General features: G+C 58.7%; 14 protein-coding genes and 1 pseudogene. 10 read left to right on the plus strand and 5 right to left on the minus strand.

Going from position 1 to position 13722, the window contains the following annotated elements:
* Window positions 1–593 precede the first annotated feature (593 nt).
* From DWB85_RS18500 to DWB85_RS18520, 5 genes and pseudogenes are all read left to right on the plus strand, one after another.
* A complete protein-coding gene (locus tag DWB85_RS18500; protein ID WP_117957484.1) occupies window positions 594–1049 on the plus strand; it encodes a DUF6998 domain-containing protein in 456 nt (151 codons plus the stop codon).
* A 75-nt stretch (window positions 1050–1124) separates the two neighbouring features.
* Window positions 1125–1484 carry a DUF6713 family protein gene (locus tag DWB85_RS18505; protein WP_117957486.1) on the plus strand — a complete coding sequence of 120 codons (360 nt, stop codon included), beginning with the start codon at window positions 1125–1127 and terminating at the stop codon, window positions 1482–1484.
* Between the two features lie 600 nt (window positions 1485–2084).
* Window positions 2085–2144: pseudogene (locus DWB85_RS20070) on the plus strand (hypothetical protein); the annotation flags it as partial.
* Between the two features lie 10 nt (window positions 2145–2154).
* Entirely contained in the window at window positions 2155–2403 is a 249-nt protein-coding gene (locus DWB85_RS18515; protein ID WP_275400929.1) for a DMT family transporter, read from the plus strand.
* A 105-nt stretch (window positions 2404–2508) separates the two neighbouring features.
* Window positions 2509–2988: a VOC family protein gene (locus DWB85_RS18520; RefSeq protein WP_117957490.1), complete on the plus strand. Its 480-nt coding sequence runs from the start codon at window positions 2509–2511 to the stop codon at window positions 2986–2988.
* A gap of 1 nt (window position 2989) precedes the next feature.
* Here the strand turns inward: DWB85_RS18520 and DWB85_RS18525 are convergent, their stop codons facing one another.
* From DWB85_RS18525 to DWB85_RS18535, 3 genes are read right to left on the minus strand one after another with little or no spacing between them, the layout of a single operon-like run.
* Window positions 2990–4012: an AraC family transcriptional regulator gene (locus DWB85_RS18525; RefSeq protein WP_117957492.1), complete on the minus strand. Its 1023-nt coding sequence runs from the start codon at window positions 4010–4012 to the stop codon at window positions 2990–2992.
* The gene (locus DWB85_RS18530) at window positions 4012–4995 is read right to left on the minus strand and encodes an LLM class flavin-dependent oxidoreductase (RefSeq protein ID WP_117957494.1); all 984 of its coding nucleotides are present in this window, start codon (window positions 4993–4995) and stop codon (window positions 4012–4014) included. Before DWB85_RS18530 ends, DWB85_RS18525 begins: the two co-directional genes overlap by 1 nt.
* A gap of 1 nt (window position 4996) precedes the next feature.
* The gene (locus DWB85_RS18535) at window positions 4997–5305 is read right to left on the minus strand and encodes an antibiotic biosynthesis monooxygenase family protein (protein WP_117957496.1); all 309 of its coding nucleotides are present in this window, start codon (window positions 5303–5305) and stop codon (window positions 4997–4999) included.
* Window positions 5306–5421: 116 nt separating this feature from the next.
* On the opposite strand from DWB85_RS18535, the gene DWB85_RS18540 reads away from it, so the two are divergent.
* From DWB85_RS18540 to DWB85_RS18560, 5 genes are all read left to right on the plus strand, one after another.
* Complete coding sequence (locus tag DWB85_RS18540) at window positions 5422–7896, plus strand: penicillin acylase family protein (RefSeq protein ID WP_117957498.1); 2475 nt, start codon at window positions 5422–5424, stop codon at window positions 7894–7896.
* Window positions 7897–7912: 16 nt separating this feature from the next.
* The gene (locus tag DWB85_RS18545) at window positions 7913–8710 is read left to right on the plus strand and encodes a glucose 1-dehydrogenase (protein WP_117957500.1); all 798 of its coding nucleotides are present in this window, start codon (window positions 7913–7915) and stop codon (window positions 8708–8710) included.
* A 123-nt stretch (window positions 8711–8833) separates the two neighbouring features.
* Complete coding sequence (locus tag DWB85_RS18550) at window positions 8834–9556, plus strand: sulfite exporter TauE/SafE family protein (protein WP_117957502.1); 723 nt, start codon at window positions 8834–8836, stop codon at window positions 9554–9556.
* A gap of 13 nt (window positions 9557–9569) precedes the next feature.
* Window positions 9570–10247 carry a COG3650 family protein gene (locus tag DWB85_RS18555; protein WP_117957504.1) on the plus strand — a complete coding sequence of 226 codons (678 nt, stop codon included), beginning with the start codon at window positions 9570–9572 and terminating at the stop codon, window positions 10245–10247.
* A gap of 149 nt (window positions 10248–10396) precedes the next feature.
* The gene (locus tag DWB85_RS18560) at window positions 10397–11053 is read left to right on the plus strand and encodes an OmpW/AlkL family protein (protein ID WP_117957506.1); all 657 of its coding nucleotides are present in this window, start codon (window positions 10397–10399) and stop codon (window positions 11051–11053) included.
* Between the two features lie 344 nt (window positions 11054–11397).
* Here DWB85_RS18560 and DWB85_RS18570 read toward each other — a convergent pair whose 3' ends face one another.
* A complete protein-coding gene (locus tag DWB85_RS18570) occupies window positions 11398–12588 on the minus strand; it encodes an acyl-CoA dehydrogenase (RefSeq protein ID WP_117957510.1) in 1191 nt (396 codons plus the stop codon).
* 228 nt (window positions 12589–12816) lie between these two features.
* The gene (locus DWB85_RS18575; protein ID WP_338055652.1) at window positions 12817–13590 is read right to left on the minus strand and encodes a CofH family radical SAM protein; all 774 of its coding nucleotides are present in this window, start codon (window positions 13588–13590) and stop codon (window positions 12817–12819) included.
* Between the last annotated feature and the right edge of the window lie 132 nt (window positions 13591–13722).

Genomic DNA, 13722 nt, shown 5'->3' on the forward strand with positions numbered 1-13722 from the left:
CGCCGCAGATACGGTGGAGAAGCTCGAGGCCCTGCTCCCGTGGAACGTTGACCTGCCGCGATTTGAAAAAAATGTGCCGGCTTATCCCAGGGGCAAGTAGGCAGATTTAACGCCGCTTACCACTAAGTCACTGGCCAAGCGTGCGCGCTCGGTCTCTGACAACGCTAAAGCCTCGTTTCTAACGGTTTCAAGTTGTGCTGTCGTCATCTTTACTACCTCTGCAACCACTATACTACAAAATATGTACCAGCCAGGCATCCATACAAGTCAAGCAGCAAGGGCGCTTCGCGCCGGGACGGGCGACCGGCCACCCCGGCGCGAAGCGTTAATGTGCGCAAGTCACTTTGGTGAGTTAAGCTAGCATCATGAGGCATCGAGAAGGAGTTCGAGTCATGTCAGTATTTGCGCCAGGCGGTACATTATTGCATCAGACTACTCGGGCAGCAGGTTCCATCCTTTCACGTTTCCGCGGAAACGTCTTTCCTGTCCACGCTGGGCGCAAATTAACAAGTCGCGCCCATTCGTTCCCGGCGGGGCCGGACGCCCAAACCGCTACGCGGTTTCTGCGCTGATGTGCAAGGCGTTAAATTTCTATGATCGATCACGATACATTCCGGGCCTTGGTCAAGCAACTCTACGCCACGGTCAATGAATTGGAGGCCATGTTCCCGGGTAGGCACTTCACTCCGGACGGCCATATGGTTGGCAGTTTAGGTGAATGCCTTGTGGCCGATGCATACAGTCTTGATCTCAAAACCGCATCCAACAAAGGCTATGACGCTGTCACTGAACGCGGCTTGGAAGTTGAGATCAAGGCTACGCAATCCAACTCTGTTGCATTCCGGAGTCAGCCACAGCATACGATTATTATCAAGATCCTACCTGACGGTACATTCGAGGAAATCTACAACGGTCCTGGCATCCTTGTTTGGAAGCAGTTCGAAGGGAAGCGGCTACCGAGTAATGGCCAGTTTCAAATATCCCTCAACAAACTCCGGCAATTAAATCAAAGCGTGGCTCAGGCAGATCGTGTGCCGAGAGCCATTTAACAAGACGCAGCAGTATGCGGCCTACAGCCGCCGGACGCGCTTACAGCGCGCCCGCCGCTGGCGATGTTATCTGGCATGAAAGACTTATTCTTCTATCTGGGATTTGGAACGCTATTTACCCATGAGCTCGACTCAATGCTCAATCACGAATGGCGAGTGATACCACTAATCCGCGCACTTCCAGATGAAGCAGGACAGATTGTTTTTACAATGGCACACATACCAATGTTTGCTATTATCCTTGCCCTGGTTTCGAGTGAAAACTCAAAGACTCGTAAAATGGCACGTATAGGCGTTGGGCTGTTTCTCATAATCCACGGATTACTGCATATCTTGTTCAAAGGTCACCCCGCCTACGAATTTTCGGGTATCCTTTCGAACGTGCTAATTTTCGCTGGCTCTTTTTTCGGTGTCGTTTACCTGGCTTTGGAGTGACTTACAAAGCGGAGCTACTCCACATAAAAAGTAAATGCAGACGTGTAGGGTCAAGGTCGCGTCGCTGAGCTAAACGTTAATGTGCGCAAAATAACCTGCCAGGCTAAGCTATATTCCTGCAGCATCGAGAAGGAATTCGATTCATGTCGGCATCTGTTCGGGGCACAGCAACCACTGAACTGGTTGCTCAGGCAGCAATCCTGTCTGGCCACGTACCGCGGAAAGTGTTTTAACTTTCCAACCTGCGCGCAATTTAGCAAGTTGCGCCAAAAAGCAAAAGTTGGGGATTCAATATGAGATTTTTTATATCAGTAGTACTTTCGTTGTCAGCCAGCTTAGGTGGTTGTACGTTGCACCAGGTAAAAGGTGAAGTTGGTGGAGTCGAATTGGAGGCAAAGACAAAGCACGGCAACGATGGTAACGGTGACTTCTGTCCTCCTGGACAAGCGAAAAAAGATAATTGCTAGTCAGAAAAATAACCAGTGTGGCTTGGGACGCGCTAACGCGCGCCCCAGCCCAAAGCGTCAAACATTCTGAAACGAGGACGACGTCAGCTCTCGACATTTGCCAGGGGACGAGCCCAAAATACGAGAGGTGTATATGAACTGGATAATTCTGTTTATAGCCGGTCTTCTAGAGATCGCCTGGGCCGTTGGATTAAAGTACACAGATGGATTTACAAGGTTCTGGCCTACTGTCGGAACAGTTTTTTCCCCTGGTACCCAGTTTCCTGTTGCTCGGCCTGGCGCTGAAAATTTTGCCTGTAGGAACAGCCTACGCAATATGGGTGGGCATCGGGGCTGTGGGCGCCGCCATTCTTGGGATAGTGCTGTTTGACGAGTCAACCGATGTTCTCAAGCTGGTCAGCCTGGGTCTGATTTGTGCTGGTATCGCTGGACTTAAACTGGCACATGCTTAACATGGTGCTATTGGATAATGTTCCCGCTGCGCTTTAAATTTGCCGTCGAGCTCGACGCTCTGTGCCATTGCTGAAGGGCCGGTCAACAACGAAAAGGCTAACGCTATGAATCTTAGAGGTATCAATCGAATCATTGTCGCAGTCCACGATTTGGAAGCATCGAAACGTTACTATTCAGAATTGCTTGGTGCACAGTTTGATGACGCAAACTGGACAGGCGAGGATTATGGCATCAATGTTGCCATAAGCTGGGATGCGGGAATCGAACTGTGTGCACCCATGAAGGGCCGGGAAAGTGACAGTGCAGTGTCCCATTTTCTCCAGACCAAAGGCGAAGGTGTACTGAACGTCGTATTCAACTACAACGATGTGGCCAAAGCCGTGAGCAAGGCAAAGTCCCTGGACGTTCAGTGTCTGCACTCGCTCGACTTTACGCAGGAAGACATTGATGCCCATCTTGGGGCACTGTTCAGTAAGTATGAAGAGCACGTTTTGAACACGTCTGGCGATTGTGGGTTTTCTGTCACTGTCGCAACAATCACTGAAAAAACGCCACAGCCCAATAAGCCCGGCCAGTTACCGTGATTCAGCAGGTATCACCGGGATTCAGCAGGGTGCTTCGGTACTGGCGCGGGGTGAATCCGCTCCACTCCTTGAAGGCCCTGCCGAAAGCACTGGTTTCTGAAAAGCCTACCGCTTCGGCGACCTTGCCCACAGGTATCCTGGCATCGGAGAGCATTCGGTAGGCCAACTGCCGGCGCAGCTCGGTCTTGATCATGGTGTAATTGGTTGACTCCTCCTGCAGCCGCCGGCGCAGGGTGGTGCCGCTTACCTTCAGCGTCCGGGCCAGTTCATCAATATCCGGAAAGCAGAGGGGGTCGTTGTTCTCCGGCGTGAGCAGGCTCATGATCTCTCCCTGCAGGGTGCCGTCGGAGCCGGGAATCGATAACAGGTTGTAGGGTGAACGCGCCAGGAAGCTTTCGGTTTCCTTTTCGCTGCGCACCAGCGGCAGGGCCAGGTAGCGGGCATCGAATTCCAGCTGGCTGCTGGCGCAGCCGTAGGCGTGTTTGCCGGGGAACATGTAATACAGTTCTTTCCTGTAGGCGGGCTCTGCCTGCCGGAATCGCACCTGCAGCAGGGGAATACGCACCCCGGAAAGCCAGCTGATCAGGCGATGCCAGATCACCATCCAGAATTCTTCAAAGTAGTGCTGGGGATCGAACTCGGGGTGGGCGAAGCGGATGTCGATTCTGGCCGTGGCCCCGTCGACGATGAGTTCGGTGATGATGTCGTCCCCCAGCAGGCGATAAAATTCAAAGCCGGTGAGCAGGGCATCGTGCAGGTTGTGCGACTTTCGCATGGTGCGCAGGGCGAAGGAGAAGGCCCCGGTCTTGCAGGGCCGACGGGTAAAGCCCATAAACTCGTCGTCCAGCAGCCGCCATATCGTCCGGGTGAGCCGGGTCATCTGGTGGATCGAAAACCGCTGCTCGCTGCTGTAATCGACCTGGTCGGGAATGCCTGCTTCCAGCAGCAGGTTCTGGCGTGACCAGCCCTTGAGCTGGGCGCCACGCATGACGGCGAGAAAGTGGTGGGTAGAGACGCTGGCCATCAAGCGTCCGGCTGATGGCGAATCAGCAGTTCGAAGGAGCGCTTGCGGTCCTCAAAATAATACATATTGGTCACCGCCATGATCTCATCGGCTTCGTGGGCTGCGGCCAGGGCTCGCAACTTCTGCCAGACCTGCTGCGGGGTTCCAACCGCCCGGCTGTGCTCCCGGCTGCGGATAAAAGCGTCTTCCCGGGGGCCACGGGGATAGGCAAGCGCTTGTTCCGGGGTTAGGGACAGACCGCTGCTCTGGCCGCTGAAAAAGCGGAACAGGTTGAGGTCGTGAGCCAGCAGCAGGGCCCGGGCCCGTTCCTCGTCGTCGGCGCAGAATACGCTCAGGGTAAGGATGGCGTGGGGCGCCGGCTGTAAGTCACTGGGCTGGAAGTGTCGCTTGTAGTGACGGATCAGCCTGGTGTCGGCCTGGGGATTGATGAACAGGCCCAGGTTGTAGGGCAAGCCCTGCTGTGCCGCCAGCACCGCGCTGTCGGGGCTGGAGCCCAGCATCCACAGGGGGATGCCGGCAGGCGGTTTGGGGCTGACCAGGGGCTGGGTGTTGTCCTGCCACAGGTATTTCCCGAGACGGGTGGCCAGCATCGGGAACTGTTCGAAGCGGGGCCGGCCGTCCGGCGCCAGGGCAACTGCGGTGGACATATCAGCTCCCGGGGCGCGACCGATGCCCAGGTCTACCCGCCCCGGATAAAGGTTGGCGAGCAGAGAGAACACCTCGGCCACCTTATAGGGGCTGTAGTGAGGCAGCATAATACCGCCGGAGCCGATCCGTATGGTGTCGGTAGCGGCACCGATGGCCGCCAGCAGCACCTCGGGGGCGCTGCCAGCGACCCCCGGAAAGGCGTGATGCTCGGACACCCAGAAGCGCCTGTAGCCCAGCTGCTCGCACCAGCGGGCCATCTGCAGGGTTTCCTGCAGGGCCACGGGGGCTTCCTCGGGGCAACGCGCCAGGGACTGGTCCAGTACAGAGAGCTGCATATCAGGGGATGACGACTTCCCATTCCGGCGCTTCGTACTCGCCGATCACCTTCACCTCGACAAACTGGGCCTGCTCGGCAATGATTTGGGCAACGCGCTCATCCGGGCGCGCTTCCATCGCATCGCGGGCAGCCTTGGATTCCCAGGTGGCAATGGCCAGCAGCACATTGGGTTCGCCTATCTTGCGGTGCAGGCGGGTGCCGAGCGCCCCCGGCGCCTGCTGGATCAGTTCGCTGGCTTTCACCCAGGCTTGGGCATAGCGCTCCGGCGCATAACCGGGTTTCATGTGGACTTCAAAGATAAAGTGCATGGCCTGAGTATAGCCTGTTGCGCCCGGGTGATGACAGCAGGCGGACGCGGTGTGGATTTGCGGCGGCGGGTTTACGTATGATGGCGTGATAACAACCCTGGCGGGAGACCTGGATAATGCAAACACTACTGCGCGCGGCCTTGCTGGCCCTGCCCCTGATCGCTGCCGGCTGCGGTGACAGCGGTTCCTCCCGACCCGCCCAGCCCGTGCCCACGGAGCCGCAGCCGCCGGAAGAACCTACTTACCGGGCGAGCCTTACCCGCACCGAGTACGGTATTCCCCACATTGTGGCGCAAGACTGGGGCAGCCTCGGGTATGGCCATGGCTACGCCTTCGCCCAGGACAATTACTGCGTATTGATGAGCGAAATCATTCGCGCCAGCGGCCAGTCTCTGGAATTCTTTGGCGCGGGGCAGGGCAGCGAAGACACCGACTTTATCTTCAGCCTGGTCAACAACAATGACCAAGGGCAGCTGGAGGAGCGCTACCTCAGCCAGCAGTCGGACTATGTACTCGATCTGGTCGAGGGCTACGCCGCGGGCTACAACCGCTACCTGCGCGAAACCGGGGTCGACAACCTGCCCGCAACCGATCCCAACTGCCGTGGCGCGGACTGGGTGCGGGAGATCGAGGCCATAGACCTGTGGAAATACTTTCGCCGTATCCAGCTCCAGGGCAGCACCGACCAGAGCATTGTGCGCCAGGCCATACTCGATGCTCGCGGCCCAGGTGAAGCCCGCGCTGGAGCCGCTGGCGCGGCACCGCTTAGCGCCGAACAGCTGCGGCAGGCTTTCGCCAGTGACGATAAGGGCAGCAACGCCATCGCCCTGGGCAGTAACGCGACCCAGGCCGGCAGCGGCATGTTGCTGGGCAATCCCCATCAGCCCTGGTACGGGGTGGGCTCCTTTTACCAGGTGCACCTGACCATTCCCGGCGAATACGACGCCATGGGCGCTGCCCTCAAGGGTTTTCCCAAGGTCGCCATCGGCTTCAACCGCGACATGGCCTGGAGCCACACGGTCAGCGTGGCCAATCGCTTCACCCTGTTCGAACTGAAACTGAATCCGGATAACCCCCTGCAGTACGAGGTGGACGGCGAATTCCGCGATATCGTGCCGGAAACAGTGACCATCAGGGTGGCCCTGCCGGATGGCTCGGTGGAGGAACGGCAGCACACCTTTTATCGCTGGGAGTACGGGCTGATCGTCAGCCTCGCTTCAACGGCCGCCGCCATCGCTCCGGAATTCGTCGACCTGTTCGCCGGCTGGCCCACCGCCCGGGGCACGGTATACGCGCTGCGTGACGCCAACCTGGACAACCTGCGCGGCATCGAGATGTGGCTGAACATTGGCAAGGCTGCCAGTGTTGGCGAGTTTGCCGACGCGCTCAAGGTGATTGGCAACCCCCTGTTCCATTCCCTGGCCGCAGATCGCCATGGCGATGCATTCTACGGTGAGGTCTCGGCCATTCCCAATGTCACCGAGGCGAAGATGGCGGACTGTGTGACCGGTATCAACACCGTGGTTCGCAGCCTGACCAATTCGGCCATCGTCGTTCTCGACGGCGACCGCAGTGAGTGCCAGTGGGGCGTGGACGCCGATGCACCCGAGGGCTCCGGCCTGTTCGGCTTTTCCAGCCTGCCCAGTTTCTTCACCCGCGATTATGCGGCCAACAGCAACGACAGTTACTGGTTGAGCAACCCCGACCAGCCGCTGGAAGGCTTTCCCTCCACCATGGGTTTTGTCGGTCACGAGGGCAAGCAGCAGAACCTGCGCACCCAGATCAACCATGCCATGGTGGCGGCGCGCCTGGCCGCTACCGACGGCTTTGACGCCAGCCCGGGATTCACCCTGGCCAGCCTGCAGCAGTTGATGTACGCCAACCGGGTGTGGGGCGCGGAACTGGTGCTGGATGACGTGCTCCGGCTATGTGAGGCACTGGCGGAGGCGCGGGAAGCTGCGCTGCGCGCCTGCGCCGTGCTCGCCGCCTGGGATCGCCGCGCCGAGGTGGACAGCCGCGGTACCCAGGTGTTCACCGAGTTCTGGAAAGCGATCTCCGCTGGCGGCAGCCCCTTTGAGAACGCGATTACCGACCAGTCGCTGTGGCTGGACGACTTTGACCCCGCACGACCGCTGGCAACACCCAGCGGTTTTGCTATCGCGGCGGAGGGTAACGCCGAGCGGATAACTGCTGCGCTGGCCGCAGCGGTGTCCGCGCTGGACAGCGCTGGGGTGGCGCTGGACGCTCCCTGGGGCGAGGTGCAGGTGCTGCCGCGCAACGGTATCGATGTGCCGATTCACGGCGGCAGTGGCAGCATGGGGGTATTCGGGGCCATCAGCGCCGGCCTGGATGCGGGCGGCTATCGCAATATCCGTGCCGGCAACTCCTACATCCAGGCGGTGACCTGGAATGAGAGCGACTGCCCGCAGGCGGAGGCGATCATCACCACCTCCCAGTCCATCAACCCCGAGTCGCCCAACCACGGCGACCAGAGTGAACTCTATTCCCGCAAGGTGTGGGTGGACATGCCCTACTGTGAGTCGGACATCGAGGCGGCGCGCAGTGGAGAGACTATCGAACTTCAGGAATAACGCAGGAAACCCGCACATGACATTACTGGACAGATTCAGCCTGCAGGGCAGGGTGGCGATTGTTACCGGCGCCGGCAAGGGTATCGGGGCCGCTATCGCCCGCGGCTTTGCCGAGGCGGGCGCCAGCGTGGTGCTGGCCGCGAGGACCGCCAGCGACCTGGAGGCGCTGGCGATGGAGGTCAACACCCTTGGCAGTGAGGCTCTGTGCGTGCCCACCGATGTGCTGGATTTTGACCAGCTGCAGGCCCTGGTGACGGCGACCATGGCGCAGTTTGGCCGCGTCGACATTCTGGTCAATAATGCCGGCGGTTTTCCGCCCCGGCCCGCGCTGCAGACCAGCGCCGCGGAGTTCGAGGCGGCGCTGCGCTTCAACGTGACCACCGCCTACGAGCTGTCCCGCCTGTGTGCGCCGCAGCTGGCGGAGCGGGGTGATGGCTGTATTCTCAATATTTCCTCGATCGCCGGCCACAAGCCCGCGCCCTGTTTTTCCGCCTATGGCACGGCCAAGGGGGCGCTGTCGCTGCTGACCCGCGAACTGGCGCAGGAATTCGCACCGCGGGTGCGGGTTAACGCCATCGCGGTGGGGTCGACCAGAACGGATGCGCTGAACACGGTGCTCACCGCCGAGGTGGAAAAAACCATGGTGGATCTAACACCCCTGGGGCGTCTCGCTGAAGTGGAGGATATCGCGGTCGGCGCGCTGTACCTTTGTTCGCCCGCCGCCTCCTATGTCACCGGCGATATCCTCGGTATCAACGGCGGGCTGGAACGCCTCAATATGCAGATGCCCCGGGCCTGGGGCGGTATGGGCTAGGGTTCCACCACCGGCCGCTACTCGTGGTAAGCTTGCCGGCGCCACATAGCGGCGCTGGCCCTGGGCGGTTACCGCCATCGGCCGCTCTGCTACCTGCCTTTTTCCTGGTCTGTGAACGAGACGATGATCGCCGAGTACACGCTGGTCCCTATTGCATTTCTGACCTCTGCCCTGGCGGGGGTGATGGGCATGGGCGGCGGGGTGCTGCTGATCGCGGCCATGCCTGGCCTGGTGCCGGTGTATGCCATATTTCCCCTCCACGCCGCCACCCAGCTTGCCAGTAACCTCAGTCGGGCCGGCTTTGGCTGGCGCCATATCCAGTGGGATATTGCTCCCGCCATCACCCTGGGGGCAGTGCTGGGCGCCATGGTCGGCGGGGAGATTTATGCCAGCCTCAACCTGCACTGGCTGCCGCTGGTTATCGGCCTGTTGATCCTGCTACTGACCTGGGTGCCTTTGCCCCAGGCCCGGGGCAGGGGACAGTGGGCCCTGCTGGGGCTGGGCTTTTACCAGACCAGCCTGGGCATGCTGGCCGGGGCCACCGGCCCGCTGGGAGCGGCAGTATTACTCCGGCGCAATGCCCAGCGCGATTGGCTGGTTGTTAATACGGCGGTGTACATGAGCCTCAGTCACGCGCTCAGGCTTGCCGCGTTTATCGTTCTCGGTTTCAGCTTTGCCTCCTGGTGGCCCCTGTTGCTGGCCATGGTGCTGGCGGTTACCGCCGGCTCCTGGGTGGGAACCCGGCTCCGTAAGCGGGTGCCGCAGATAGACTTCCAGCGCTGGTTCCGGTGGCTGGTCACATTACTGGCGTTGCGGATGATCGCCCTGCCGTTTTTCGCAGGCTGACGATGGAGGAAACATGACACTGAACACCCGGGCCGTGCTGATAGCATCGGCCTTACTGAGCGCCTGCACGGGGCAGGCGGATGAGACTGGCCCCGCCACTGGCTTCCAGCCGGACAGCAGGCCGCTGGCCAGAACCCTGGTGTATGAGTGCACGGGCATAGAGTTCATCAGCCGGCTGGGGCCGGGGGAAATGGCGCTGTGGCTGGAGGATCGCTACCTGGTACTGTCCCAGGTGCGCGCCGCTTCCGGTACCCGTTACGAGGAGGGGGATGTGATGTTCTGGTCCAGGGGCGAGGAGGCGATGCTGGAGGTCGATGGTGTGCGCTACAGCGACTGCCGCCTGAATCCTTCCCGCGCCCCCTGGGAAGACGCCCGGCGCCGGGGCGTGGAATTCCGCGCTGTCGGCAACGAGCCTGGCTGGCATCTCGAAGTGCGGGGCCAGGAGAACCTGTTGTTCGTTGGCGACTACGGGGCCAGCCGGCTGCTGTTCAGTGAGTTCGACACCACGGAGGAGGGCGGCCTGCGCCATTACCGGGCCCAGGTCAACGGCGACAGCATAGAGGTCACGGTGAACGACAGCCCCTGTTACGACAGCATGAGCGGGGAGCAATTTCCCTGTACCGTGGAGCTGCAGCTCAATGGCCGCAGCTTCCACGGCTGTGGCCGGACCCTGGACTATCCCTGGCAATAAGCGCCAGCGGTAATAGTACCGGTGTTGTGTTTCTGGCTGCCCTTTTCTCTTGATTGACATCAATGCCCACGGCACTGCACAGCTCTAATATGGCGCCATCGCTTGAGGGCCTGCGGGTCCGTATTATTGTCCATAGATAGGAGTAAAGAATGAAAAAGGTTATGACCCTGACTGTTGCCGCTGCCCTCGCCGGAGGCGCCGCGATGACTCAGGCTTACGAGGCCGGAGACTGGATTCTGCGCGCCGGTGCGGTAACTGTTGCCCCCGATGCCGACAGTGACACTGTGCCCGGCCTCGGCGTCACCGTGGATGTGGACGACGATACCCAGCTGTCCATTATTCCGGTTTACATGGTGACCGAGGACTTCGGCCTGGAACTGCTGGCCGCGACCCCCTTCAAGCACGACATCGAGGTGAACGAAGCGCCGCTTGATGCCGGTTCAACCAAGCACCTGCCGCCGACCCTCAGCCTGCAATGGTATCCCCGTGGCGGCAGCTCAGGCTGGCAGCCCTATGTGGGTGTGGGTCTGAACTACACTGTCTTCTTCGATGAAAAAACCGCCGGTGACCTGGAAGGCATTGTCGGCAAGTCCAAACTGGATCTCGATGATTCCTTTGGTCTGTCCGCTTCTGCCGGTGTCGACATTCCGTTTGGCGAAAACTGGAGCTTCAACGCGGGCATCTGGTACCTCGATATCGACACCACCGCGACCGTTACCCTGCGCGAGGCGGATAACGCCAAGGTCAAGTTTGACGTGGATATCGACCCCTGGGTTTACAACATCGGTATCGCCTACAAGTTCTAGCGTAACCCCCCTCAGGCCGGCTCACCTACGGCCTGAAGGCGTCTGGCCTGCCCTCCGGGGTGGGCCTTTTTTATTTGTGCGCCTTTTTCCGAGGAATGCCGCAAGACGTTCAGCGAAGAGTAGCAACTATCCAGGATTCCGCTGGCCATAGGCTCGATCACCCTGACCCTGACCCTGATATTGATCTCCTCCCTTAGACGCATCGGCGATTAGACGGTGATCGAGAGAAACTGCAGTTTACAGACGGGACTATGCTCGGTCGCCCGTCATCAAGTTGCGCTGTGCAGAGATGACGACTGTGTCGCAGTTTTTGCTCTTCCAGGCTTGAATCTACGCCTTTATGGCTAGCCTGCAAATGCGCTAATACCGGTTTGGGCGCGCCCCAAAATCAAGGCGTGAATATCGTGGGTGCCTTCATAGGTCACCACGGATTCTAGGTTCAGCATATGACGCATTACCGGGAATTCTTCAGAAATACCGTTTCCTCCAAGCATGTCGCGAGCCACTCTTGCTATCTCCAGTGCCTTGCCTGTGGAATTACGCTTCAGCAGGGAGATCAGCTCGGGCGCAAGTTGCCCCTGGTCTTTCAGACGGGTTGCTTGCAGACAGCCTTGCAGGCCCAGAAAGATTTCGGTCTGCATATCGGCGAGTTTTTTCTGAATTAGCTGATTCGCCGCCAGGGGTCGACCGAACTGCTCCCTTTCCATCACGTATTGGCGTGCCGCGTGCCAGCATGCCTCGGCGGCACCGAGGGCGCCCCAGGATATGCCGAGACGAGCACTGCTCAAACATCCCATCGGCCCCTTGAGGCCCTCTACCCCCTGCAGCAGGTTTTCTTCCGGCACAAACACCCGGTCCATTACAATTTCTCCGGTAATCGAGGCTCGCAGCGACAACTTGCCTTGAATTTTTGGGGCGCTCAGTCCTTGCCAGCTCTTTTCAAGAATAAATCCTCGAATTACATCGTCTTCAGTCTTTGCCCACACGACAAACACATCGGCAATGGGAGCGTTGGAAATCCACATTTTGTTGCCGGTGAGTTGGTAGCCTCCGTCCACTTTTTTAGCGCGAGATCTCATGCCGCCCGGATCAGAACCATGGTCGGGTTCGGTGAGTCCGAAACAACCGATGTATTCACCGCTCGCCAACTTCGGTAGATACTTCTCACGCTGAGCTGCAGAGCCATAGGTGTAAATGGGGTACATTACCAGGCTGGACTGCACACTCATCATTGACCGATATCCCGAGTCGATGCGCTCCACCTCCCGGTTGATTACACCGTAGGAGGTATAGCTCATGCCTGCGCAGCCGTAGCCCTCGAGCATTGGGCCGAGGAGACCGAGTTCGCCCATCTCCCGGAATATGGAAGTGTCGGTGGTCTCATCCCGAAAGGCGTCCACAACACGTGGAGCCAGTTTGTCCTGCGCATACTGCCGGGCGGTAACTCGCACCATGCGCTCTTCTTCAGTTAGTTGTTGATCAAGTAAGAAGGGGTCTTCCCAATTGAATTTGGCCCAGCCTTTGTTGCTGCTCATGGTTAAATTTCCTCTGCTTTGGGTTTGCACTCACTTGTATAGATAGGGGGCACTATATTATAAAGTGATAATGATGTCACAATTGTTTTAACGGAAGCACCATGTTTTGTGCCCGGGCAATAAATGCCGCTATGGAGGGTGAGCAACTGCGCGTTCCGTAGCACTCAATGCCCGGCTCAAATGGGCTGTCGCAGCGGGGTATTGAGTGGACATTCCAGCAATTAGTCGCTACGAAATAGCGATACACTGTGTATTGAAGGCCGCGTTGCGCCTCTCATCACTAGCCTCCTGATACAAGGTAGTTCGTTGCAAGGGGCTTCGATCGCAGGCATAAATGCGTTGTTCCATTTGCTTGGGCGAGGTTTCCTGACCGTTGATCGCGCCTGCTGCCCGGGTAATGGACTCATTCATCAGGGTGCCGCCTAGATCGTTGGCGCCTGCCTTCATACACGCACTGATACCGGACTCGCCCAACTTGACCCAGGATGTCTGGATATTGGCAATGTGGGGGTGCAGCACCAATCGTGGTACTGCGTGCATTAATACAACCTCGCGGAATGTGGGACCTTTTCGTGAACGGCCCTTCAGGTAGATCGGTGTTTGCGTGGCAACAAAGGGGAGGGGGACAAATTCCGTAAATCCGCCGGTGCGAACCTGGAGTCGTTTTAACCGCAGCAAATGCCTGGCCCAGTGCCGCGGTTGCTCAACGTGTCCGAACATAATGGTCGCCGTCGTTCTAAGGCCTATACGGTGCGCGGTTTCCATCACATGAAGCCATTGCCGGGTATTTATTTTGTCGGGGCAGATGACTTTCCGGACCTCGTCGTCCAGTATTTCTGCGGCGGTTCCCGGCAAACTACGCAGTCCGGCATCCTTTAGTTGTACCAGGAAACCCTCTACATCCATGCCCAGAGTGCGGGCGCCCTGCCAGACTTCCAGGGGCGAAAAAGCATGGATATGCATTTCAGGGGTTGCCTGAGTGACCGCGTGGCAAATATCCAGATATGTCTGGCCTCACTGCTGTCCGGTTAACTGAGCCCATGATCCACGTAACTCCATGAATAGACTCCATTTTTTACCAATAAATTGTGGTGTCGACTTGAACGTAATAGAGCTTTCGGGCGACCTTTCGGG

Source organism: Seongchinamella sediminis (genome assembly GCF_003457605.1).
In the GTDB taxonomy this organism is placed as follows: domain Bacteria; phylum Pseudomonadota; class Gammaproteobacteria; order Pseudomonadales; family Halieaceae; genus Halioglobus; species Halioglobus sediminis.